21 protein-coding genes are annotated in these 21,668 nt (G+C 61.2%); 7 read left to right on the forward strand and 14 right to left on the reverse strand.

Going from position 1 to position 21,668, the window contains the following annotated elements; all coding sequences use genetic code 11:
* Nucleotides 1-6: 6 nt before the first annotated feature.
* Nucleotides 7-642 carry a maleylacetoacetate isomerase gene (maiA, locus tag AC3A5O_RS21895; RefSeq protein ID WP_122567054.1) on the forward strand — a complete coding sequence of 212 codons (636 nt, stop codon included), beginning with the start codon at nt 7-9 and terminating at the stop codon, nt 640-642.
* Between the two features lie 206 nt (nt 643-848).
* Here maiA and AC3A5O_RS21900 read toward each other — a convergent pair whose 3' ends face one another.
* Nucleotides 849-1,652: a SirB1 family protein gene (locus AC3A5O_RS21900; protein ID WP_487753712.1), complete on the reverse strand. Its 804-nt coding sequence runs from the start codon at nt 1,650-1,652 to the stop codon at nt 849-851.
* 187 nt (nt 1,653-1,839) lie between these two features.
* On the opposite strand from AC3A5O_RS21900, the gene AC3A5O_RS21905 reads away from it, so the two are divergent.
* A complete protein-coding gene (locus AC3A5O_RS21905; RefSeq protein WP_109754854.1) occupies nt 1,840-2,859 on the forward strand; it encodes a Glu/Leu/Phe/Val dehydrogenase family protein in 1,020 nt (339 codons plus the stop codon).
* A 138-nt stretch (nt 2,860-2,997) separates the two neighbouring features.
* Here AC3A5O_RS21905 and glyA read toward each other — a convergent pair whose 3' ends face one another.
* The 5 genes from glyA to AC3A5O_RS21930 form a co-directional block, all read right to left on the reverse strand.
* Nucleotides 2,998-4,236 (reverse strand): serine hydroxymethyltransferase, encoded by a 1,239-nt coding sequence (gene glyA / locus AC3A5O_RS21910; RefSeq protein WP_122567052.1) that lies wholly within the window; start codon nt 4,234-4,236, stop codon nt 2,998-3,000.
* Between the two features lie 11 nt (nt 4,237-4,247).
* Nucleotides 4,248-5,501, reverse strand: coding sequence for a threonine synthase (thrC, locus tag AC3A5O_RS21915; RefSeq protein WP_305491073.1), 1,254 nt, complete (start codon nt 5,499-5,501; stop codon nt 4,248-4,250).
* A 94-nt stretch (nt 5,502-5,595) separates the two neighbouring features.
* Nucleotides 5,596-6,027, reverse strand: a complete 432-nt coding sequence (locus AC3A5O_RS21920) for a Rid family detoxifying hydrolase (RefSeq protein WP_003205417.1) — start codon at nt 6,025-6,027, stop codon at nt 5,596-5,598.
* A 28-nt stretch (nt 6,028-6,055) separates the two neighbouring features.
* Nucleotides 6,056-7,228, reverse strand: coding sequence for an NAD(P)/FAD-dependent oxidoreductase (locus tag AC3A5O_RS21925; RefSeq protein WP_122567049.1), 1,173 nt, complete (start codon nt 7,226-7,228; stop codon nt 6,056-6,058).
* Nucleotides 7,225-8,430, reverse strand: coding sequence for a benzoate/H(+) symporter BenE family transporter (locus AC3A5O_RS21930; protein ID WP_305491072.1), 1,206 nt, complete (start codon nt 8,428-8,430; stop codon nt 7,225-7,227). Before AC3A5O_RS21930 ends, AC3A5O_RS21925 begins: the two co-directional genes overlap by 4 nt.
* A gap of 341 nt (nt 8,431-8,771) precedes the next feature.
* Between AC3A5O_RS21930 and AC3A5O_RS21935 the strand changes: the two genes are divergently transcribed.
* Nucleotides 8,772-10,163 (forward strand): aminotransferase-like domain-containing protein, encoded by a 1,392-nt coding sequence (locus AC3A5O_RS21935; RefSeq protein WP_060740717.1) that lies wholly within the window; start codon nt 8,772-8,774, stop codon nt 10,161-10,163.
* Between the two features lie 69 nt (nt 10,164-10,232).
* Here the strand turns inward: AC3A5O_RS21935 and AC3A5O_RS21940 are convergent, their stop codons facing one another.
* Nucleotides 10,233-10,493 carry a YebG family protein gene (locus AC3A5O_RS21940; RefSeq protein WP_003205410.1) on the reverse strand — a complete coding sequence of 87 codons (261 nt, stop codon included), beginning with the start codon at nt 10,491-10,493 and terminating at the stop codon, nt 10,233-10,235.
* A 321-nt stretch (nt 10,494-10,814) separates the two neighbouring features.
* Between AC3A5O_RS21940 and AC3A5O_RS21945 the strand changes: the two genes are divergently transcribed.
* The gene (locus AC3A5O_RS21945) at nt 10,815-11,315 is read left to right on the forward strand and encodes a phosphate-starvation-inducible protein PsiE (RefSeq protein WP_053125067.1); all 501 of its coding nucleotides are present in this window, start codon (nt 10,815-10,817) and stop codon (nt 11,313-11,315) included.
* On the opposite strand, the gene AC3A5O_RS21950 is transcribed toward AC3A5O_RS21945, so the two are convergent.
* Complete coding sequence (locus AC3A5O_RS21950) at nt 11,312-11,629, reverse strand: DUF3509 domain-containing protein (protein WP_122567047.1); 318 nt, start codon at nt 11,627-11,629, stop codon at nt 11,312-11,314. The genes AC3A5O_RS21945 and AC3A5O_RS21950 overlap by 4 nt on opposite strands.
* A 498-nt stretch (nt 11,630-12,127) precedes the next feature.
* Between AC3A5O_RS21950 and AC3A5O_RS21955 the strand changes: the two genes are divergently transcribed.
* Nucleotides 12,128-12,538, forward strand: a complete 411-nt coding sequence (locus tag AC3A5O_RS21955) for an HPF/RaiA family ribosome-associated protein (protein WP_122567046.1) — start codon at nt 12,128-12,130, stop codon at nt 12,536-12,538.
* 272 nt (nt 12,539-12,810) lie between these two features.
* Here AC3A5O_RS21955 and AC3A5O_RS21960 read toward each other — a convergent pair whose 3' ends face one another.
* A complete protein-coding gene (locus tag AC3A5O_RS21960) occupies nt 12,811-13,686 on the reverse strand; it encodes a helix-turn-helix domain-containing protein (RefSeq protein WP_305482187.1) in 876 nt (291 codons plus the stop codon).
* A gap of 136 nt (nt 13,687-13,822) precedes the next feature.
* Here AC3A5O_RS21960 and AC3A5O_RS21965 point away from each other — a divergent pair, with 136 nt between their 5' ends.
* The gene (locus AC3A5O_RS21965; protein ID WP_122567043.1) at nt 13,823-14,725 is read left to right on the forward strand and encodes a DMT family transporter; all 903 of its coding nucleotides are present in this window, start codon (nt 13,823-13,825) and stop codon (nt 14,723-14,725) included.
* A 184-nt stretch (nt 14,726-14,909) separates the two neighbouring features.
* Here AC3A5O_RS21965 and AC3A5O_RS21970 read toward each other — a convergent pair whose 3' ends face one another.
* The 5 genes from AC3A5O_RS21970 to norR all read right to left on the reverse strand — a co-directional run bounded on the left by AC3A5O_RS21970 (nt 14,910) and on the right by norR (nt 20,154).
* A complete protein-coding gene (locus AC3A5O_RS21970) occupies nt 14,910-15,881 on the reverse strand; it encodes a 2-hydroxyacid dehydrogenase (RefSeq protein WP_487753713.1) in 972 nt (323 codons plus the stop codon).
* Nucleotides 15,882-16,111: 230 nt separating this feature from the next.
* The gene (locus tag AC3A5O_RS21975) at nt 16,112-16,861 is read right to left on the reverse strand and encodes a YkgJ family cysteine cluster protein (protein WP_122567041.1); all 750 of its coding nucleotides are present in this window, start codon (nt 16,859-16,861) and stop codon (nt 16,112-16,114) included.
* A gap of 79 nt (nt 16,862-16,940) precedes the next feature.
* Nucleotides 16,941-17,270 carry a hypothetical protein gene (locus tag AC3A5O_RS21980; protein WP_122567040.1) on the reverse strand — a complete coding sequence of 110 codons (330 nt, stop codon included), beginning with the start codon at nt 17,268-17,270 and terminating at the stop codon, nt 16,941-16,943.
* 118 nt (nt 17,271-17,388) lie between these two features.
* Entirely contained in the window at nt 17,389-18,291 is a 903-nt protein-coding gene (locus tag AC3A5O_RS21985) for a chemotaxis protein CheV (RefSeq protein ID WP_030139917.1), read from the reverse strand.
* Between the two features lie 306 nt (nt 18,292-18,597).
* Complete coding sequence (gene norR, locus AC3A5O_RS21990) at nt 18,598-20,154, reverse strand: nitric oxide reductase transcriptional regulator NorR (RefSeq protein ID WP_305468383.1); 1,557 nt, start codon at nt 20,152-20,154, stop codon at nt 18,598-18,600.
* A gap of 152 nt (nt 20,155-20,306) precedes the next feature.
* On the opposite strand from norR, the gene hmpA reads away from it, so the two are divergent.
* Nucleotides 20,307-21,488 carry an NO-inducible flavohemoprotein gene (hmpA, locus tag AC3A5O_RS21995; RefSeq protein WP_305491070.1) on the forward strand — a complete coding sequence of 394 codons (1,182 nt, stop codon included), beginning with the start codon at nt 20,307-20,309 and terminating at the stop codon, nt 21,486-21,488.
* The last annotated feature ends 180 nt before the right edge of the window (nt 21,489-21,668 follow it).

A 21,668-nucleotide genomic window follows, 5' to 3' on the forward strand; every position in this document is an offset into this window, starting at 1 on the left:
CAGTGCATGGAACTCTATACGTACTACCGCTCCACCTCGTCCTATCGGGTGCGTATTGCGCTGGCGCTCAAGGGCCTGGATTACCAGGCCTTGCCCGTCAACCTGATCGCTGCGCCTGGGGGTGAACATCGCCAGCCGGCCTACCTGGCGATCAACCCCCAGGGCCGGGTGCCGGCGCTGCGTACCGATGAAGGGGCGTTGCTGGTGCAATCGCCGGCCATCATCGAATACCTGGAGGAGCGTTATCCCCAGGTACCGCTGCTCAGCGCCGACCTGGCAGTGCGCGCCCACGAGCGTGGTGTCGCTGCGCTGATCGGTTGCGACATTCATCCCCTGCACAACGTCAGCGTGCTCAACAAGCTGCGGCAGTGGGGCCACGATGAAGCGCAGGTGACGGAGTGGATCGGGCATTGGATCAGCCAGGGCTTGGCGGCGGTGGAGCAGTTGATTGGCGACGACGGCTATTGCTTCGGCGCGCTACCGGGGCTGGCGGATGTGTACCTGATCCCGCAGTTGTACGCGGCCGAGCGGTTCAATGTTTCCTTGCAGGAATACCCACGGATCCGGCGCGTGGCGGCATTGGTGGCAGGGCATCCGGCGTTCCAACAGGCGCATCCGGCGAAGCAGCCGGATACCCCTTGATCCCTCCTGTGGGAGCGAGCCTGCTCGCGATAGCAATGGGGCAGACACAATGATGGTGAGGCTGCTTGCCTCATCGCGAGCAAGCTCGTTCCCACAGTTGATCGCATTGAACTCACTGTTGATGTTCGCCGCAGATCCAATGTGGGAGCGAGCTTGCTCGCGATAGCGATTCAACAAGCAACCTGAATCTGCACGCCTGCAACCGCTCAATGCACAACCGAATTCGGCGGCAAATGCCCCAGCCGCTCCGTCAGCCGGATTCGCTGGATCGGATCTTCACTGAGCATCAGCGCATGTTCCAGGTCGAAGCGTTCGGCGTTGGGGCAATCGAGTCGCTGATACAGGCTGGCGCGGGCCAGGTAGTCGGCGGCGCTGGCGTTGCCCAGTTCCAGTACCCGTTCGGCGTCGATCAGCGCCGCGATGTAATCGTCGTTCGCCAGATGCAGTTGGCGCAGGTTGCGCGACAGGCGCTGCAGGATCTGCGTCGGCTCGGCGTTGACCAGGTGCTCCGCCTTGAGCGACATGTTCGCGCCGTATTGGCGTTGCAGCAGTTCCCGGCAGTCATTGGGGTACAGCCGGCGCCCACCGCACGGATCGAGCAGGTGATCGGCGCCGGGCACCTTCAACAGGAAATGCCCGGGAAAATTGACACCGACCATCGGAATTTCCAGGCCCCGGGCCAATTCCAGGGCAATCAGTCCAAGGGCCAGGGGCTGCCCGCGTTTGCGGGCCAGGACTTTATCCAGTAGCGCCGCTCGCGGTCGCAGGGGCGTGAAGTCGTCCTGGGCGAAGCCCAGGTCATTGAGCCGTCGCAACAGGGGCTGGCCCAGTTCGCTGACAGGCAGCATTGGCAGGTCATGGCTGACCTGCTGTTGCAGCTCCTTGAAATCCTTCAGCAAGGCCGGGACGTCGACGTCGCGATCATGTTCGGCAGCGATCCACAACGCCGCTTCGAACAGCGCCGGCGGTGAGCGGTGCAGACAGTCAAAAAAGGCTTGGCGCGGTTTCATCAAACTCTCCGGGCTATGCTCCCGTTTTAGCCCTGCCATGGATTTTCGTCCAGTCTCGGACATGGGCTGTGACAGGTTATGCCGAAAAAGACTGACCACCCTGGCGACTTATTCCGGCGTGCTCCAGCAATTTTCGACTGCACGCCTATACTGGCGAAACAAACAAAAGTGATTCGGGAGCCTTACGATGTTTGCTCTCATGCAAAGCTCCCGCCTTGAATCGCTGCACCTAAGCGTAGACCCGACGACCGGGTTGAAGGCGGTGATTGCCATTCATTGCAGCCGTCCCGGGCCCGCCCTGGGAGGCTGTCGTTATCTTGCCTACCCCGACGACGAAAGTGCCGTGGCTGACGCCGTGCGCCTGGCCCAAGGCATGAGCTACAAGGCGGCGCTGGCCGGTTTGCCTGTGGGCGGTGGGGTGGCGGTGATCATGCGACCGGCCCATGTCGAGAGTCGGGCGGCGCTGTTCGAAGCCTTTGGCCGTTGCATTGAGCAATTGGACGGGCGCTACATCACCGCCATCGACAGCGGCACGTCGGTGGCCGACATGGATTGCATCGCTCAGCAGACCCGCCACGTCACCAGCACCACGGCCTCGGGAGATCCCGCGCCCCACGCGGCAATGGGCGTCTTCGCCGGCATCCGTGCCACCGCCATGGCCCGCCTGGGGAGCGATAACCTCGAAAGCCTGCGGGTGGCGATCCAGGGCTTGGGCAATGTCGGTTATGCCCTGGCCGAACAACTGCACGCGGCGGGTGCCGAATTGCTGGTCAGCGATATCGATCCGGGTAAGGTGCAACTGGCCATGGAGCAATTGGGCGCCCATCCGATCGCCAACGACGCGCTACTCAGTACCCCCTGCGACATCCTTGCCCCCTGCGGCCTGGGCGGGGTACTCAACAGCCACAGCGTGGCGCAACTGCGCTGCTCGGCCGTTGCCGGCTCGGCCCACAATCAGTTGAGCAACCTGCAAGTGGCCGACCAGTTGGAGAGGCGCGGGATTCTCTATGCGCCGGACTATGTGATCAACTCCGGCGGGCTGATCTACGTCGCCCTCAAGCATCGCGGCGAAGAACTGTCGACGATCACCGCGCATTTGTCGAAGATCGGTGCGCGGCTTACGGAAGTCTTCGCCCACGCCCAGGCGGAAAAACGCTCACCGGCCCGGGTGGCCGATGAGCTGGCGGAGCGCCTGCTGTACCGCTGAAAATCAAAAGGAAGTAATGGGTAGCAGTGAAGCTGCCTATCTGTGGGAGCAAGGCTTGCCCGCGATGCAGGTGCCGCGGCTGTTCAGGCTGACCGAGTCATCGTTCATCGCGAGCAAGCTTTGCTCCCACAGCTGCCATTACCTCAACAGGTACACCGGAAAGCACTCGCACAAATGCATCACCCGGCGCCGGGTGTTATCCAGGCGTGCGGCGTTGTCCGGCTGTTCCAGCAGGTCGGCGATCAGGTTCGCCACTTCGGCACATTCCGCTTCGCCAAAGCCACGTGTGGTCAGCGCTGGTGTGCCGATGCGAATGCCGCTGGTGATCGCCGGTTTCTGCGGGTCATTGGGGATCGCGTTTTTGTTCAACGTGATATGGGCACTTTCCAGCAGCGCTTCGGCGTCTTTGCCGGTGATATTCATCGAACGCAGGTCGAGCAGGAACATGTGGCAGTCGGTACCGCCGGACACCACCCGCAAGCCGCGCCGGGTCAGGATGTCGGCCATGACCCGGGCGTTGTCGATCACCCGCTGCTGGTAATGCTTGAACCCGTCGCCCAAGGCTTCGTTGAAGGCCACGGCCTTGGCGGCGATGACATGCATCAGCGGGCCGCCCTGGTACACCGGGAAAATCGTCTTGTCGAGCAGGGCGGCGTATTGCGCCTTGGCCAGGATCAAGCCGCCGCGGGGGCCGCGCAGGGTCTTGTGGGTGGTGGAGGTGATGAAGTCGGCGATGCCCACCGGCGAGGGGTATACGCCGGCAGCGATCAACCCGGCGTAGTGCGCCATGTCCACCATCAGGTAGGCGCCGATTTCATCGCAGACCTTGCGAAAGCGTTGGAAGTCGATGGTCCGCGAATAGGCCGAGGCCCCGGCGATGATCATCTTCGGCCGGTGTTCCCGGGCCAGGGCTTCCATTTCTTCGTAGTCGAGGGTTTCGGTTTCTGCGTCCAGGCCATAGGAAAAGGCCCGGTAGATTTTACCGGAAAAATTTACCGAGGCGCCGTGGGTCAAGTGGCCGCCGTGGGCCAGGGACATGCCCAGAATCGTGTCACCGGGTTCCAGTACCGCCAGGAAAACCGCCTGATTGGCCTGGGAGCCGGAGTGCGGCTGCACGTTGACGTATTCGCAGTTGAACAGTTTGCGCGCGCGTTCGATGGCCAGGTTCTCGATTTCATCGACGACCTTGCAGCCGCCGTAGTAACGCTTGCCCGGGTAGCCTTCGGCGTACTTGTTGGTGAGCACGGAGCCCTGGGCCTGGAGCACCTCTTCGCTGACGTAGTTTTCCGACGCGATCAACTCCAGGTGAGTTTCCTGGCGGTTGCGCTCGCGGTCGATCAGGCGGGCAATGGTGGGGTCGAAATTTTGCAGGCTCATGGTGTGATTCCTTAGATAAGCGCTTCGGCCGGCGGCGCAGTCACGTGGTGCGGCAACACCCGTGGCTGGCTTTTGGACGAATCGGATAGAAAAATGGAGGTGTCTTTCAAACCGCTGCCGGTGATCAGGATCACGGCGGTTTGCGGGGTGTCGGGGTGTGTTTGCGCGTACTTGAGCAGGCCGGCGAAGGCACTGGCGGCGCCGGCTTCCGGAAACACGCCGGTGCTGGCGGCCAATCGGGAGGCGGCGGCGACAATGCTCGGGTCGCTGACGCAAATGAACTCGCCGTCGCTGGCGGTCACCGCACGCATGGCTTTGAGGCGATCACGCGGCAACGCCACGTTGATGCTGCTGGCCAGGCTGGTAGGTGGCAGGCGTTCGGTTTGCTGCATCGAGCGATCGTAGCGCCAGGCGCGGTACATGAAGTTGCTGTGTTCGGCCTGCACGCCGATCAGGCGTGGGATGCGTTCGATCCAGCCCAATTGCAGCAAGTCGAAAAAGCCTTTGTAGACCGAACCCAGGATGCAGCCGTTGCCGACGGGCACGAACACCAGGTCCGGCACTTGCCAGTTGAGCTGCTCGCACATTTCGAAGGCGACGGTCTTCTTGCCTTCGCTCATGTACGAGTTGATCCCGGTGGTGCGGTTGTACCAGCCGTGTTTTTCGCAGGCGTTGAGGCATTGTTCGAAGGCTTCGTCGTATTGTCCGTCGACCAGCACGATCTCGGCGCCGTAGCCCTGCATCTGCGCGAGCTTTTCGCGGGGCGCGCTCCTGGGCAGATAGATGACGTTGTGCAAGCCCAGGCTGGCGCTCATCCCGGCCAGTGCCGAAGCGGCATTGCCGGTGCTGGCCACCGCCACGGTGCGGGCACCGGATTGCATGGCGTGGGCCACGGCCAGGGCGCTGGCGCGATCCTTCAATGACCCGGTCGGTTGCCGCGACTCGTCTTTTACGAAGACTTTGATCCGGGCACCTTTGCCGAGCAGTTCCGGGCGCGAGTACAGCGGCGTGTTGCCCACCAGTAATGGTGGAATGAATTGCGTCGAGCTCAACGGCATCAAGCGGTCATAGCGCCACATGCCACGGGCATGGTTATGGGCCAGGCTGTCCCGGGACCATTCGCGCTTGAGCGTCGGGTAATCGTAAAGCGCGTCCAGTGCACCATCGACTTTACAATGAGGGCAGTAGTAGCTGACCTCATGGGGCTGGTAGCTTCGATCGCAAACCAGGCACTGCAATACATACTCTCTGTACGAATTTTTCATGGTCACCCTCTGAAAGTACGCTGTGCTGGTGCTTTCCTTGCCAACGTCGGTCCGGCTCACCGGACCGACGGGCACTCCGCTGACAGAAGGTGTTTCAGATCACCATGATGGCGTCGATGGCGACCAGGGTATTGCGTGCCAGCGCGCTGGCGCCGGCGGTGGTGCGGGCCGGGTAGGGCTTGGTGAAGTACTCCTCCATGACGCGGTTGAGGGTCGGGAACTCACTCAGGTCGGTAATGAACGCCGTGACCTTGACCACGTTCGCCAGGGTGCCGCCTGCCGCTTCGGCCATTTGCACCAGGTTGTCGAGGGTCTGGCGCAGTTGGCCTTCAAAATCCTTGGCCAGCACTTCGTTGTTCAGCGCCGAGACCGGGGTCTGTGCCGACAGGTAGATGGTTTGCCCGTGGCTGACCTTGATGCCCTGGGAATAGGTGCCCAGCGGCAGTGGCGCCTTGTCGGTGAAAATGACGTTCTCTTCGCCCAGGAAAGGTTTGGCGGCCGGCTGGATTTGAGCGGTGGTTTGCATGGTGACGTTCCTTGTTAAGTGGATGGGGTTAGTGCAAATCGGCAACCTGCTTGACAGCCAGGCTGGAAAATTCCTCGTCGCGGCAACGGGCCGGGGAAAAGTGCTGGTAGTTGAGTTGCAGCGCCGCCAGGTCGGCCGGCATGGCGATGCCCAGCGCCGCATGACTGCACAGGCGTGCAATGGCGGGTGCGGCCTGGATGCCGTAGCCACCCAGGGCCGCAAGCCAGATAAAGCTCTCTTGCTGCGGGTCCTGGCCGAGCACCGGCGAGCGGTCGGCGACGAAGGTGCGCAGACCGGCCCATTTATTGATGATCGAGCGGGGGCGCAGGCGCGTAGTGTTTTGCAGGCGATCCATGGTGATGGCCAGGTCAAGCTCTTCCGGCAGCGCGTCGCAGGGCAACGACGGGCTTTCATCGCAGGGGGAGACGATCAGTCGCCCAGCTTCAGGCTTGATGAAAATGTCCTCGTCCACCGTGCCCAGGTAGGGCGTGTGGTGCACGTCGCACTGTGGATCGACCGCCAGCACGGTGCGCCGCAACGGTCGGACACCGACTTTGGGCACGCCACAGCGCTCGGCAAACTCATCGGCCCAGGCACCGGCGGCGTTGACCACAATGGCGCTTTGCAGTTGCTGGCCGTCCCGGGTGTGCAAGCGCCAGTACCCGTCGCGACGCTCGCCACGCAGTACTTCGGTCTCGCGCTTGACCACGCCACCACGGGCACGCAGGCCACTCAGGTAAGCGCCATGAATGCCATGCACATCCAGGTCGAAGGCGCTGGGCTCGTAGATCCCGGCGCTCCAGGCGCCTTCGGCGAGGTAGGGGACCAGTTCCTGTACTTGCTTGTCATCAAGCAACTCGGCCGTGGGCACTTGCTCCAGCACGGCGTTGAAACGTGCTTTGAGTTTGTCCACCCGTGCCGCCTGGGCCACGATCAGTGCGCCCCGCGGCGCCCATAGCGGATGCTCGGCCAAGCCCTCGGGCGGGTTCTCGAAAAAGCGTCGGGACGCACAGGTCAGCGAGCGGATCTGCTGGTTGCCGTAGCTTTCCATCGAGATCGCGGCCGAACGCCCCGTGGTGTGGTAGGCCAGTTGCTGTTCCTGTTCGAGCAGGCAGACGCTGCCATGGGTCGCCAGCTCATAAGCGGCTGAGACGCCGGCGATGCCGCCACCGACCACGATGAAGTCGTAACGAGCGATCATGGTCGGCTGCCCTCGGCGATAGCGGCGGCTTTGCTTTCCCGGGTGTAGGTCAGCACGAAGTGCGCCACGAGACCAAAAATCAGCCCCCAGAACGCGGCGGCCAGACCGAGGAAACTCATGCCCGAGGCCGTCACCAGGAAGGTGATCAGTGCTGCTTCCCGCTGCTTCTCATCCGCCATGGCGCCGGTCAGCCCGGCACTGATCGCGCCAAACAAGGCGAGGCCGGCGAGGGAAGCGATCAATTCTTTTGGCAGGGCGGAAAACACCGAGGCCAGGGTCGCGCCAAAGGTGCCCATCAGAATGTAGAACACCCCGCAGGCTATCCCGGCCATGTAGCGTTTGTCGCGGTCCTCGTGGGCTTCGCGACCAGTGCAGATCGCTGCGGTAATGGCCGCCAGGTTAAAACCGTGGGAACCGAACGGGGCCATCAGGACCGAGCCAATTGCGGTGACTGAAATGATCGAGCGCGCTGGCGTGTTGTAGCCCGAGGTGCGCAACACGGCCATGCCTGGCACGTACTGGCCGGTCAGTGTCACCAGCGCCAGTGGCAGGCCGATGTTGATGATTGCGTGCCAGTTCCATTCAGGGGCGACGAAGACCGGGTGGGCCACGGCGATGGTGATCGAGCTGCTGTTGAGCTCACCGAACGAGGCGGCCACCGCGCAACCGACGATCAGCACCGACAGGATCGCGTAGCGTGGCGAAAAGCGCTTGAAGGCCAGGTACGCCGCGATCATCGCCAGCACCAATGCCGGCTGCAGCTTGATCGACGTGAACAGCTCGGCACCAAAGCGGAACAGGATGCCGGCGAGCATGGCGGCGGCAATGGCCTTGGGCAGGCGGCTCATCAGTTTGTCGAACGCCCCGGACAAACCGACCAGGGCGATGATCACCGATGCCACTACATAGGCACCAATGGCTTGGGACAGGGTCACGGTAGGCAGCATCGACACCAGCAACGCCGCCCCCGGTGTCGACCACGCGGTGATGACGGGGACACGCAGGCGCCAGCTCAGGAGCAGGCCGGTAATCCCACTGCCGATGGAAATGGCCCAGATCCACGAAGACACCACGTCATCGGGCAGGTGCGCTTCCTTGGCTGCCTGGAACACGATGATGAGCGGGCCGGCGTAGGAAATGATCACGGCGATGAAGCCCGCGATGATCGCTGACAGGGATAGATCCTTTCTGAGTGTGTCCATGATGTCTCGACTTGGCGCGGCAGGAGCGCGCAGTGGATGATTGAGTCGATTGCTTCGATTCGGAATCAGTGTATTTGAATGGATTGAGTTGATTCAATAGGTGGCGGGATTGTTACGAGATATTTTTCTGCTATTACGGAGCATTTTTAGGATATTTGATGGTTAATATATTGATTTTTATGATTATTATTTGTTGTAAAATTTCTTGAATCCACATTGATAAACAATTCAAAAATCGCATCAATCGACTCAATGAATCGTATGTGTCGAATTATTAGTTGCCTAACCTCCATGTGATATGCTCGGATATTCATCATTTCTACGATGGGCAGTGATCATTCATGTGGGTTCCCCAGCTAAGCGAGTTCAGCCAGCCGATGTATTTGTCGATTGCCGATGCGTTGGCGCGCGATATCAACAACGGCGTGCTGAACGAGGGCGATCGCTTGCCGACCTTGCGGGAGCTGGCCACCACCTTGAATGTCACGCCAGGCACCATCAGCCGTGCCTATAGCGAAGCCCATCGGCGTCGGCTGGTGCAGGGAGAAGTGGGGCGTGGCACTTATGTGCTCAACCAGAAGCAGCTGGAACTGCCGGCCAGCAACAGCGCCGCCGCGCCGCTGAACCTGGGGCAATCCGAACTGCTCGACCTTTCGATCATCAAGCCCTACAGCGAGACCCTGGAGTACTGGTTGCGCGGCGCGCTGGTGGGCATGGCGAAAAGCACCGACTTCGCGCGCGCGCTGGATTACGCGCCGGACGGCGGTCACCCGGCCCATCGTGAGGCGGGGGCGCAATGGTTGCGTCATTCATTGCCCGACGCGCAATGGCAGCAAGTGGTGATTACCGCCGGGGCCCAGCACGGCTTGATGGTTGCGATGAGCGCCCTGACCAACGCCGGTGACCTGGTGCTTTGCGAGGCGCTGTGCTACCCCGGTATCATTTCCCTGGCTCACGGCCTTGAGCGTCGCCTGCGTGGCGTGCCGATGGATGACGAAGGCATCATCCCTGAAGCCTTGCGCGAACTATGCCTGCGAGAGAAACCGGCGATGCTGGTGTGCGTGGCGACCTGCCAGAACCCGACGGCGGCGATCATGTCGCAGAAACGTCGGGCCCAGATTGCCGCGCTGGCCGAGGAATTCGACTTCATCATCCTGGACGATGACATTTATGGCTTCCTGGCTACCGATCCGTCGATCAAGCCGTTGTCGGCCTTTGCGCCGGATCGTTCGGTGTACCTGACCAGCCTGTCGAAGTCAGTCATGCCGGCGCTTCGCATCGGTTATATCTACAGTCCACCGAAATTGCTGTCACGCCTGACTTCGATGGTCCGCAGCAGTGTCTGGATGCCGTCGCCGTTGACTGCGCAACTGGCCAGCAATGTGATTACCGAAGGCCTGGACAAGAAACTGATCCGCATCCAGCGCAACGAGGCGGCGGGGCGACAAGCGATCGCCCGGGAAATTTTCGCCAATTTCGAGCTCAAGACCCAGCCGTATTCCTATCACGTCTGGTTGACGCTGCCCGAGCCATGGACCAGCGACGAATTCACCATGCTCGCCCGGGCCAACGGCGTATTGGTGCTCAGCGGCACCCAGTTCCAGGCCGAGCGTTCAGGGACCACCCGGTGCGTGCGGTTGGTATTGATGTCGCCCACCAGCCAGGACGAACTGCGCTTCGCCCTGACCAAGCTGGCGAGCCTGATCGATTCGGACCCACGTCGTTATTATTGAAAAAAAAGATCGCAGCCTTCGGCAGCTCCTACGCGGTGTAGGCGCTGCCGAAGGCTGCGATCTTTTTGGTTACTCGTCCGACGGGTTGAGCAGTTCGGACAAGGCGTCCGGCTGGCTCTTGAATGCCTTGGCGAACACATCCCGATTCTTCGCCATGTAGATCCCGGCTTCCTCGACCTGTTGCTCGCTCAGCGATGGAACGGCTTTTTGCAACACTTCAGCCAGCAATTCGGCGAGTTCCAGCATTTTGTCATGACGGTCAGCTTCGGCTTTATCCATGAACAAGCGCTCCAGATCTCGGCTGCTGCGGTATACCACTTCGACGGCCATTCACCACCTCACATGCCTTCACATTGGTTTGTCTTTGCGACTACTGTATTTATATACAGGCAAAAGAATAAGCGAATCCTGTTGCTTTGGATAGTGGCTTTTTAATGTAGACCGATTTCGGCATGTGAGCGCGAAGCTAATGTGAGCAAAGCTTGTGTGGGAGCAAAGCTTGCTCGCGATCCGGCCGCATGAAGCCCCAAAAGTGCCGCATACCAGCCTATCGCCATCTCACCCTCAGTCGCTGGCCTTTTTTCTGCATGCAGAACAACCGTCACGTCCAACCCGCATCATCCGGTCGAGTCGACCTAAGGAAACTACATCGTGAAAATCAACTGGGCCGAGAATCTGCGGCAGAACGTCCATCAACTGGCCGAGTCCCTGGGAAACCTGTTCGTCGAGACCTTCCACTACCTGGCGCTGTTCGCCATCGGTGCGGTGACCGCGTGGGCCGCGGTGATGGAGTTCTTGCAGATGCTCGAGGCGGGGCACATCAAGATCGATGACATCCTGCTGCTGTTCATCTACCTGGAATTGGGGGCGATGGTCGGGATCTACTTCAAAACCAACCACATGCCGGTGCGGTTTCTGATCTACGTGGCGATCACTGCGCTGACGCGGCTGTTGATTTCCAACGTTTCCCACCACAGCCCGCCCGACCTGGGGATCATCTACCTGTGCGGTGGCATCCTGCTGCTGGCGTTTTCGATCCTGGTGGTGCGCTATGCGTCGTCGCAGTTCCCCTCGGTGAAGATCGAGCACCCGCACCGCAAGGTCGGCGCGGGTTCAAGCGAACATGCCGAAGTGGAGAAAGGCGAGATTTAAAGGCCAGCGGCAGAAGGTGCCACACCCTGTGCATGCGGTGGCGGCAGCTTGATGTTGTCGCCGCCGGTCATGGCTTCGAGGATGGCCACAGCGCTGTGGCCCTGCTCGATGGCGATGCCGAACTGAATGCTTTGCACCAGGCGCTTGAGCCGCTCCGGGTCGTTGCGTTGCTGGGCGCTGATCATGCGTTTGGCGACGATGCGCCCGCTCTTGGACAGGGTCAGCATGATGCTGCCATCCAGGCCCTGGATACTCAGGTTGATCTGATAGTGCGGCGCAAAAGCGTCGGTAATGATCTGAAAAGGGTTGTCCATGATGCGTCACCGCCTGATTGAACGTGCAGTTGTTGACCGGCCGTGATCGGGATTAGTTCGCAACACCGGACCATCGGCCATTCCATGATCGTGTTCATCTCGAGATTCCTGGGACCAGGCAGACTTCAAAAATCAAAGATCGCAGCCTGCGGCAGCTCCTACAGGGAGTTAGCAAGTGGCATGCCGGAAAAACCGTCGGACAATGATCCCGGTGCCCAAGCGCCGAACGCTCTGGAATGCGGCTGCCCGTTTCGGGGCAATAACGTGCGGATGTTCGTTGACGGTGCAGGAGGGGAGGCAATTTGCGGAGGGTGGGCAGGGCGGGGCAACTCCCGACATTAACAGTGCTTTTGCCCGTTGTCCGGCTTTATTTGCATATGAATATTTATCTTTTCCCAGGGGTTGAATTGTTCCTCCGCCAGCCCGACTCTGTATTCAAGGGGTCGTTGCATCAACGTCGACGGCCCCCGGCGAGCTAGCTGAAATAAGGGATGAACTATGCAAATCCAAGTCAACAGCGATAACCATATTCAAAGCAGCATCCGACTGGAGGAGTGGGTACGTACTACCATCGAAAGCACGCTCGAACGTTACGAAGAGGACCTGACACGGGTCGAGGTTCATCTGCGGGACGAGAATGGCGACAAGCCGGGTCCTCATGACCTGCGTTGCCAGCTTGAAGCACGGCCAAAGGGCCATCAGCCGATTTCCGTGACCCACAAGGCCGATTCGCTGGAACTGGCGATCGAAGGCGCGGCCACCAAACTTGAAAATGCCCTGGAGCATTTGTTCGGCAAACTGCGCGGCAAGCGTGCCGTGACCAACGGTCCGACCGACTCGATGGCCGTGGCTGATGCCATGCTGGAAGAAGAATTCCTGGAGAACGAACGGGCCTCGCTTCACGGCTGAAGCCTTGTTCATTTCAATTCCTACCGAAAAAAAACGGGCCTGCAATTGCAGGCCCGTTTTGCTTTTGTATGTGACCCGTTTATCTGGTGAAGAGCAATCAATGTGGGAGCGAGCCTGCTCGCGATAGCGGTGGGTCGGCTTGCATGGATGTTGAGTGTGCCGGCGTCATCGCGAGCAAGCTCGCTCCCACACTGGATCTTCAGTGGGTGAATTTTATGTTCAGCACAGAACCCCTGTGGGAGCGAGCTTGCTCGCGATGGCGATAGCCGGGGCTAGCGCAAAAACGCCTGCCGATACTCTCCGGGCGTCGCGCCCAGGGCCTGGCGAAAACGATGGGTGAAGTGACTGGCGCTGGCAAATCCGCAGGCCAGTGCCACGTCGCCCAACGGTTGCGAAGTGCTACGCAACAGATGCCGCGCCAGGGCAAGCCGTCGTGCCAGCACATATTGATGCGGCGGCAGCCCGAAGCTTTCGCGAAACATCCGCGCGAAGTGGTATTCGGACAATGCACACAGTGCCGCCAGTTGCCCGAGGCTAATGGCCTCGGCCAAGTGGCTGTCGACGTAATCCACCAGCAACCGCCGCTGGTGAGCCGCCAGGCCGCCCTTGAGGCGAAGCCCCTGGCGCTGGCCGACCTGGCTGAGCAGCAGGTGGTTGAGCAGGTCATGGGCCAGGCTGGTGGTCAGCAGGCGTTCAGCGGGTTCGTCCCAGTTCAGCGCGATCAACTGGCGAAAGCGTTGTGCCTGTTGCGGGTCGTCGAGAAAGGTCTCCTCGTGCAGTTGCACCTGCCGGGGCTCGCGGTCCAGCAACGTGATGCAACCCAGGGCGAATTGTTCAGGGCTGAAATACAGGTGGGCAAGGCGAATGTCGCCGTTGATGACCCAGGCCGATTCATGCCCGGCGGGCAGTACGCAGAGTTTGCCCGGCGCCCCCGTGGTATCGGGTCGCTCGCGGCGAAACGTACCGGTGCCGCCGGCGATGTAGCAGGACAACGTATGGTGAGTCGGCCCCTCATAGTCCTGGGCGTCGTGATGATTGCTCCACAAAGCGGCCGCCAAGCCGTCTCCGAGCTCGGCGCTGTGCTCCAGGCGAGCGTTGGGCGAGCTGTTGAGGGCTTGAAAGACTTGCAGGCTTTGCAGTGTGGACATGATTGGTTCTCCAACGCTTGCATCCTACTCCGTAGACCACTCCCTGCCAGCCCATCGCTCATAAAAACCGCAAGTTTACGCAAGCGACGGACAAGCATCGGCATGACACTGGGAGCCATTGCCAGGAGTCGCCGTCATGAACCTCTCGTTGTACCTGCTTACCGTGCTCATCTGGGGCACCACTTGGATTGCCCTGAAATTGCAACTGGGTGTGGTCGCCATCCCGGTTTCGATCGTTTATCGCTTTGGCCTTGCGGCGTTGATCCTGTTTGCGATGCTCTTGCTCAGCCGGCGCTTGCAGGTGATGAACCGGCGCGGCCATTTGATTTGCGTTGCCCAGGGCCTGTGTCTGTTCTGCATCAACTTCATGTGCTTCCTGACCGCCAGCCAATGGATTCCCAGTGGCTTGGTCGCCGTGGTGTTTTCCACCGCCACGCTCTGGAACGCCTTCAATGCTCGCGTGTTCTTCGGTCAGCGGATTGCACGTAACGTACTGTTGGGTGGCGCCCTGGGGCTTTCGGGGTTGGCGCTGCTGTTCTGGCCGGAACTGGCCGGCCACAGCGCGAGTCCGCAAACTTTGCTTGGCTTGGCGCTGGCGCTGTTGGGGACGTTGTGTTTCTCGGCAGGCAACATGCTGTCGAGCCTGCAACAGAAAGCCGGCCTCAAGCCGCTGACCACCAATGCCTGGGGCATGGCTTATGGCGCAGCGATGTTGGCGGTGTGGTGTGCGGTCAAAGGCATCCCGTTCGACATGGAATGGAACACGCGCTACATCGGCTCGTTGTTGTACCTGGTGATCCCGGGTTCGGTGATCGGCTTCACCGCCTACCTGACACTGGTGGGTCGCATGGGGCCGGAGCGGGCGGCGTATTGCACCGTATTGTTCCCGGTGGTGGCGTTGAATGTCTCGGCGTTTGTCGAGGGCTACCAGTGGACGGCGCCGGCATTGGTGGGGTTGGTGCTGGTGATGCTGGGGAACGTACTGGTGTTTCGCAAGCCCCGGCCAGTGGCAGCGAAAGTCGCGCTGGGTGCTCGCTGAGACACAACGTCTAGCGAACCCCCGTGGCGAGGGAGCTTGCTCCCGCTGGGTTGCGGAGCAACCCCAAGGTGTATCTGCCACCGCGCTGCTTCAGATATACCGGAAGGGGCTGCTGCGCAGCCCAGCGGGAGCAAGCTCCCTCGCCACAGTATGGACCTTGGGAGCGAGTCAGCCCGCTAGCGGGTTATTTCCAGACTTGCGGGTTGACCAGGTTCTGCGGTCGCTCGCCCAACAAGGCACTGCGCAAGTTATCCACAGCAAGATTGGCCATGGCCTCACGGGTTTCGTAGGTGGCGGAACCGATATGGGGCAGGGTGACAGCGTTTTTCAGCTGGAACAGCGGCGATTCGGCCAGTGGCTCTTTCTCGTAGACATCCAGCCCGGCACCGCGGATGCGGTTGTTTTGCAGGGCTTCGATCAGCGCTGGTTCGTCTACCACAGGGCCACGGGAAATGTTGACCAGGATGGCGCTCGACTTCATCAGGCCCAGTTCACGTTGACCGATCAGGTGGCGGGTTTTCTCGCTCAACGGCACAACGAGGCAGACGAAGTCGGCTTCGGCCAGCAACTGGTCCAATTCTCGGAATTGTGCGCCCAACTGGTTTTCCAGCTCGGTCTTGCGGCTGTTGCCGCTGTAGAGGATCGGCATGTTGAACCCCAGCCGGCCACGTCGGGCAATGGCTGCGCCGATGTTGCCCATGCCGACGATGCCCAGGGTCTTGCCATGCACGTCGCTGCCGAACAACTGCGGGCCAACCGTCGCTTGCCATTGCCCGGCCTTGGTCCAGGCGTCCAGCTCGGCCACGCGCCGGGCGCTGCTCATCAGCAGGGCGAAGGCCAGGTCGGCGGTGCTTTCGGTGAGTACGTCCGGGGTGTTGGTGAGCATGATCCCGCGTTCATTGAAGTAGGCCAGGTCATAGTTGTCGTAGCCCACCGACACGCTGGAGACCACTTGCAGGTTCGTGGCGTTCTGCAGTTGTTCGCGGCCGAGCTTGCGACCGACACCGATCAGCCCGTGGACGTGGGGCAAGGCTTCGTTGAACTGCGCGTTGATGTCGCCGTTCGACGGGTTGGGCACGATCACGTCGAAGTCCTGGCGCAAGCGTTCGATCATGGGCGGCGTGATACGGCTGAAGGCAAGTACGGTTTTTTTCATCGTGCAAGGCTCATCTGCAGGGAATACCAAGCACGCTAACATTCCTGGCGCGGGTTAGGCGAGAGGGGAGTTTGATTGGGATATCGCAAACTCTACCTGTGGGAGCGGGCTTGCTCGCGAAGGCGTCGGGTCAGCTTGCATTGATGTTGAATGCCAGACCGTTTTCGCGAGCAAGCCCGCTCCCACATTTGATCTGTGGTGGGCTCTGATTTTGTAACTTCTGAAAGCCCCTATGCGGCCCGCAAGGAAATGAAGGCGTAGTTGACCGGCGCTTCGCTGACAACGCTTGCTCCACTGGCCGTTACTTGGCTGGCAATGTCATCACCGGACAGATGGAACTGCCATTCACCCGCCTCTTGGTCCACCGGCTGCGAGCGAGCCTGATCGATAGCGGCGGCAAACGCAGCCATGTTCGGCAGGTAGGCCGTGAATCCGTCGCCCTTCAACGCTGTCGTGTGGATGCCCAGGGACACGCAAATGCGTTCCTTGATGGCGATTTCCTCACGATCGGCCTGGCGTGAACGCTCGATCAGCCGGGCCAGGTCCTGGTCCACCAGTTCACCGCCGACGATCAACTGCGGCCCCGTTTCCCATGACTCCGGGGGACAATCCTTGGCGGCGGTATTGAGCGGGATGTGGGGGTTGATTTCCATGGGGTAGATGCGGCAGACCAAGGGCCTGCGCTCGTAGATGCGGCACAGGTTGTCAGCGTCCAGATTATGGCAAGGGCCGGGGTTATAAGCGGCGAAGGTGATCGCCACGAGGGCCTCGCAATTGCCGCTACGGACCACCGCCGAACGGCGTTCGGCGTGTTCGCGTTGCGCCACCGGCAGACCGAGGCCATTGGCCAGGAAGGCCTCGACCAGGACAATCACCTGGCCGTCGTCATTCGCCCACATCCTGGCTTCGTCGAGCGTCAGGGGAACGTGATGACCCGTGCAGCATTTACCGCACCCTACGCAGGAAAACGTTGTGTTCATTGATCGACCGAAGGCAATAGGCTGAAAGCGGCGACAGAAAAACGCCGCGATAAGCCGTGCGAAGCAAGTTATGCGCCATTCATCGAGGGGCGTCGGTCGGACGGATCGAGTCCCATTCGGTCACGAAGGCGGTCCTGGTTTTCTTGCGGTAGAGGCATAGCTCGGTGCCCGTCGCTCCCTTCATGTGTTTCTGCGGGTACTGGCCTTGCAGCAACAAAGCGGTGTAGCCCACCCGGTCGTCGAATTGCGCGGCGGTGCCGACGGGTTTGGGATCTTTCAGGCCGCTGGCCTTGAGGCAACTGGCGAGCACTTTTTTGTCGTAGGCGGCCCAGGCGTCGGGGCTGGAAGCCTGGGCCTGAAAGGCCATGGCGGCAGTGAGGCCGAGGAGGATCAGCGTAGGGGTTTTCATCAACAATGTCCTTGTTCAGGGGAATCAGGGCAGGAGTATGCCTGAGGTCAGGACAGTGTTCAGAGGCCGCGAAGATCGCAGCCTCGTTGAGCTTGGCCCGCATCGACGCGGATAGAGTTCAGCGACCTTGTTCAGCGACGGCCTTGGCCGCTGTGATCAGGCACTTGGTCAATTCGGGCGACGAGAACTTGGTGAGCACCCCGTTGGCGCCCGCCAGTCGCGCTTTCTCACTGTTCATGGCGCTGTCGAGGGAAGTGTGCAGCAACACGTAGAGGTGAGCGAAGTCCGGCGTTTCGCGCAGGGTCCGGGTGAGGGCGTAGCCGTCCATTTCCGACATTTCGATATCGGAAACGATCAGGTTGATCTCCTGCGCAGTACCTTGCAGCTCCAGCAGGCAATCGATGGCTTCCTTGGCGCTGCGGGCGGTGTGGCATTGCAGGCCCAGGTTACGCAGGGTGTGCACCGATTGCTGCAATGCCACCTGGCTGTCATCGACCACCAGGATCCGGGCGTTGCCCAGGACTTCGGCATCTTCCATGCTCAGTTCGGTCGGTGCGGTTTCGATCTGCGCCGGTGCGATGCCATGGATGACCTTTTCGATATCCAATACCTGCACCAGCGTGCCGTCCACCGAGGTCACGCCGGTGATGAACGCGCGCACACCGCCGGAACCGTAGGGCGGCGGTTTGATGTCGGTGGTCAGGCAATGCACGATCTTGCTCACCGCCTGTACATGCAGACCCTGTTTGGAGCGGCTCACGTCGGTGACGATCAGGCAGCCGCCGTCCGGGTCTTCCAGCGGCCGCTCGCCAATGGCGCGGCTCAGGTCGATCACCGACAACGATGTTCCGCGCAGGGTGGCGATGCCTTTGACGTGTGGATGGGACTCCGGCAGCTTGGTCAGCGGTGGGCAGGGAATGATTTCACTGACCTTGAGCAGGTTGATCGCCATCAGCTTGCCGCTGCGCAAGGTAAACAGCAGAAGCGAAAGTGAATCTGCGCGGGCTTTGTTGGAAGACATAAAAACCTTCTGTGGAAAAAGGTGGGGCGAGCAAAGAGATCGCCAGAACAGCTTGTGATATCGGGTTATCGACTTGTCGGGGGCAGGCTTTAGGGCGAAAGCCATCGGCGACCCAAATCACTCGATCAACCTCCTTTGAATGTGCGAACCGTGGCGAGGGGATTTATCTGTGGCGAGGGGATTTATCCCCGTTGGGTTGCGTAGCAACCCCAGAGCGGTCGAGCGCGTTCGGTCTGATACTCGCAGGCGAAAGGTTTCAGGACTGCTGCGCAGCCCAGCGGGGATAAATCCCCTCGCCACAGGTTTCTATTTCAGCCCCAACCTGCGGGCCATCCGCCCCAGGTTCGCCCGGTCCAGACCCAGCTCCCGGGCGGCGCTGGCCCAGTTGTGCTGGTGACGTTCCAGGCAGGCGGCGATCAAATTGCGTTGGAATTGGTCCACCGCTTCGCGCAAGTCCCCCGTCACGCCGGACAGGGCCGGTGCCGGGCCGGTGGACGATGGTGCAGGGTTATCCACAGGCGCCTGGGGCAAATCCAGGTCCTGGGCGCTGAGGCTGAGGATTTTCGGGCGCGTCGGGCACCGGCCCAAGGCCTTCAGGGCACTGCGACCGATCAGGTGTTCCAGTTCGCGTACGTTGCCCGGCCAGTCGTAGGCCAGCAATGCGGCCTGGGCGTCGCTGGTCAGGCGCAGGCTGCCCAGGCCCATGCGCGAACGATTCTGTTCCAGGAAGAAGCCGCTGAGCAGCAGCACGTCCCGTCCGCGCTCGCGCAGCGCCGGCACCTGCAACGGGTACACACTCAGGCGATGGTAGAAGTCGGCCCGATAATGGCCGTTGCGCACTTCGTCGGCGAGGTCGCGATTGGTGGCCGCGATCAGGCGCACATCGACCCGATGCTCCTTGTCCGAACCCAGGCGCTGCAGTTGGCCGCTTTGCAACACCCGCAGCAACTTGGCCTGGACGGTCAGGGACAACTCACCCACCTCGTCGAGGAACAAGGTGCCGCCGTCGGCCAGTTCGAACTTGCCGCGCCGGTCGTTCGTGGCCCCGGTGAAGGCGCCTCGTACATGGCCGAAGAGTTCGCTTTCCACCAGCGTATCCGGCAGGGCGGCGCAGTTGAGGCTGATGAGCGGTTGCCCGACGCGTTTCGACGCGGCATGGATGGCCTGGGCAACCAGCTCCTTGCCCACGCCGGTTTCGCCGGTAATCAATACCGTCAGGTCGCTGCCGCCCACCAGCGTGATCTCTTCCACCAGGCGCTTGTGGGCCTTGCTCTGGCCAACCATGTCGCGGTGTTGCTGGCCGCTGGCTTGGCGATAGACCTCGGCGCGGCGGTGTTCGTCCTCGGCCTTCAAGGCCAGGCGCTCGATGCGTTCGGCGGCGCTGACCGTGGCGGCAGCAAGGCTGGCGAAGGCTTGCAGGGCGCTCAGGTCGATGGGCTCGAAGCGCTCCGGATCCAGAGAGTCCAGGGTTAGCAGGCCCCAGGGGCGCTCGTCGACGAACAGCGGGCAGCCCATGCAGTCGTGGACTTCCAGATGCTCGGCCAGCCCCTCGACCAGCCCGTCGTACGGATCGGGCAGTCCGCTGTCGGCGGCGAAGCGGGTGGGCTGCGGGTTGGCCAGCAGCGCTTCGAAGCGTGGGTGCTCGCTGACGCGGAATCTCCGGCCCAGTGTATCGGTGCTCAAGCCATCCACGGCGAGCGGCACCAGGCAGTCGCCGTCCAGGCGCAACAACGCCGCCGCATCGCAAGGCAGCAGGGCGCGCAAAGTGCCGAGCAGGCGTCGATAACGTTCGCCCTCAGGCAGTTCACGGGACAAGTCGGCCACCAGCGGCAGCAGCGAGGTGAGCAGGGCAGTTGCGGTCATAATGACTCCATGTAGTCATAGCGACTATAAAGCGGGTCGTGTCGATATGACTACACTGTTTTTAACTTGCTGATATTAAAGATAAAAATTTATGGCACGGAAACTGATATGAGTTACGCAACTGTTATCGGTCATACGTCAGGAGTCACCTTATGCTCAGTCGAGAAGAACGCGCCATCATTCGCTCCACCGTGCCCCTGCTTGAAAGCGGCGGTGAAGCGCTGATCACTCACTTCTACCGCATGATGCTGTCCGAATACCCGCAAGTGCGCCCGCTGTTCAACCAGGCCCACCAGGCCAGTGGCGATCAACCCCGTGCGCTGGCCAACGGTGTGTTGATGTATGCGCGACACATTGACCAACTCGACCAATTGGGCGACCTGGTGGCGAAAATCGTCAACAAGCACGTTGCCTTGCAGATCCTGCCGGAACATTACCCGATTGTCGGTGCGTGCCTGCTGCGGGCGATCGCCGAGGTGTTGGGTGCCGAGATCGCCACGCCCGAAGTGATCGCGGCGTGGGGCGCTGCCTACAACCAATTGGCCGATATCCTGATCGGTGCCGAAGCCGGCATGTACGACAAGAAAGCCGAGGCGCCGGGCGGCTGGCGTGGCGAGCGTGAGTTCATCCTGGCGGCCAAGGTCCAGGAAAGCTCGGAGATCACCTCGTTCTATTTCGAACCGGCGGACAAGGGCTCGATCCTGGTGGCCGAGCCGGGCCAGTACATCGGCATGAAGCTCATCCTCGATGGCGAGGAAGTGCGCCGTAACTATTCGCTGTCGGCCCTGGCGGACAATGGCCAGTACCGGATCAGCGTCAAGCGTGAGCCGGGCGGGCGGGTGTCGAATCACCTGCATCATCATTTCGAGGTTGGCAGCCGCATCCAGTTGTTCCCGCCGTCCGGGGACTTCTACCTGACCGCCAGCGACAAGCCCCTGGTGCTGATCAGCGGCGGCGTCGGCATCACCCCGACCCTGGCCATGTTGCAGGCGGCGCTGCAAACCGAGCGTCCGGTGCATTTCATTCACTGCGCACGCAACGGCCGCGCCCATGCCTTCCGCGACTGGATCGACGACCTAGCCAAGCGGTATCCGCAGCTCAAGCGTTTTTACTGCTACGACGAAGACGACGGCTTGAGCCCGGCGGCGGACAAGGTGGGGCTGTTGAGCCAGGAGCAGTTGGCGCAATGGCTGCCGGAGCAGCGTGACCTGGATGCCTATTTCCTTGGGCCGAAGGGTTTCATGGGCGCCGTCAAGCGCCACCTCAAGGCCCTGGGCGTGCCGGACCGGCAGAGCCGCTACGAATTCTTCGGCCCGGCGGCGGCGCTGGAGTAAGGTCGCGGCAAACCGGAAGACCCGGTTGCCTTCATCGCGAGCAGGCTTGCTCCCACAAGGGATTGGCGGTGGACACAACTCCTGTGAACACCACAAAAAAACTGTGGGAGCGAGCTTGCTCGCGATGACATCGGCACATTCAACCTCAATGCAAACTGATCCACCGCTATCGCGAGCAAG

Source organism: Pseudomonas sp. Soil_N_39, assembly GCF_057655955.1.

Bases quoted from the DNA above. Each gene is read 5' to 3' on its own strand.
- maiA (WP_122567054.1), top strand. From the start codon at position 7: ATGGAACTCTATACGTACTACCGCTCCACCTCGTCCTATCGGGTGCGT.
- AC3A5O_RS21900 (WP_487753712.1), bottom strand. From the start codon at position 1,652: ATGAAACCGCGCCAAGCCTTTTTTGACTGTCTGCACCGCTCACCGCCG.
- AC3A5O_RS21905 (WP_109754854.1), top strand. From the start codon at position 1,840: ATGTTTGCTCTCATGCAAAGCTCCCGCCTTGAATCGCTGCACCTAAGC.
- glyA (WP_122567052.1), bottom strand. From the start codon at position 4,236: ATGAGCCTGCAAAATTTCGACCCCACCATTGCCCGCCTGATCGACCGC.
- thrC (WP_305491073.1), bottom strand. From the start codon at position 5,501: ATGAAAAATTCGTACAGAGAGTATGTATTGCAGTGCCTGGTTTGCGAT.
- AC3A5O_RS21920 (WP_003205417.1), bottom strand. From the start codon at position 6,027: ATGCAAACCACCGCTCAAATCCAGCCGGCCGCCAAACCTTTCCTGGGC.
- AC3A5O_RS21925 (WP_122567049.1), bottom strand. From the start codon at position 7,228: ATGATCGCTCGTTACGACTTCATCGTGGTCGGTGGCGGCATCGCCGGC.
- AC3A5O_RS21930 (WP_305491072.1), bottom strand. From the start codon at position 8,430: ATGGACACACTCAGAAAGGATCTATCCCTGTCAGCGATCATCGCGGGC.
- AC3A5O_RS21935 (WP_060740717.1), top strand. From the start codon at position 8,772: ATGTGGGTTCCCCAGCTAAGCGAGTTCAGCCAGCCGATGTATTTGTCG.
- AC3A5O_RS21940 (WP_003205410.1), bottom strand. From the start codon at position 10,493: ATGGCCGTCGAAGTGGTATACCGCAGCAGCCGAGATCTGGAGCGCTTG.
- AC3A5O_RS21950 (WP_122567047.1), bottom strand. From the start codon at position 11,629: ATGGACAACCCTTTTCAGATCATTACCGACGCTTTTGCGCCGCACTAT.
- AC3A5O_RS21955 (WP_122567046.1), top strand. From the start codon at position 12,128: ATGCAAATCCAAGTCAACAGCGATAACCATATTCAAAGCAGCATCCGA.
- AC3A5O_RS21960 (WP_305482187.1), bottom strand. From the start codon at position 13,686: ATGTCCACACTGCAAAGCCTGCAAGTCTTTCAAGCCCTCAACAGCTCG.
- AC3A5O_RS21965 (WP_122567043.1), top strand. From the start codon at position 13,823: ATGAACCTCTCGTTGTACCTGCTTACCGTGCTCATCTGGGGCACCACT.
- AC3A5O_RS21970 (WP_487753713.1), bottom strand. From the start codon at position 15,881: ATGAAAAAAACCGTACTTGCCTTCAGCCGTATCACGCCGCCCATGATC.
- AC3A5O_RS21975 (WP_122567041.1), bottom strand. From the start codon at position 16,861: ATGAACACAACGTTTTCCTGCGTAGGGTGCGGTAAATGCTGCACGGGT.
- AC3A5O_RS21980 (WP_122567040.1), bottom strand. From the start codon at position 17,270: ATGAAAACCCCTACGCTGATCCTCCTCGGCCTCACTGCCGCCATGGCC.
- AC3A5O_RS21985 (WP_030139917.1), bottom strand. From the start codon at position 18,291: ATGTCTTCCAACAAAGCCCGCGCAGATTCACTTTCGCTTCTGCTGTTT.
- norR (WP_305468383.1), bottom strand. From the start codon at position 20,154: ATGACCGCAACTGCCCTGCTCACCTCGCTGCTGCCGCTGGTGGCCGAC.
- hmpA (WP_305491070.1), top strand. From the start codon at position 20,307: ATGCTCAGTCGAGAAGAACGCGCCATCATTCGCTCCACCGTGCCCCTG.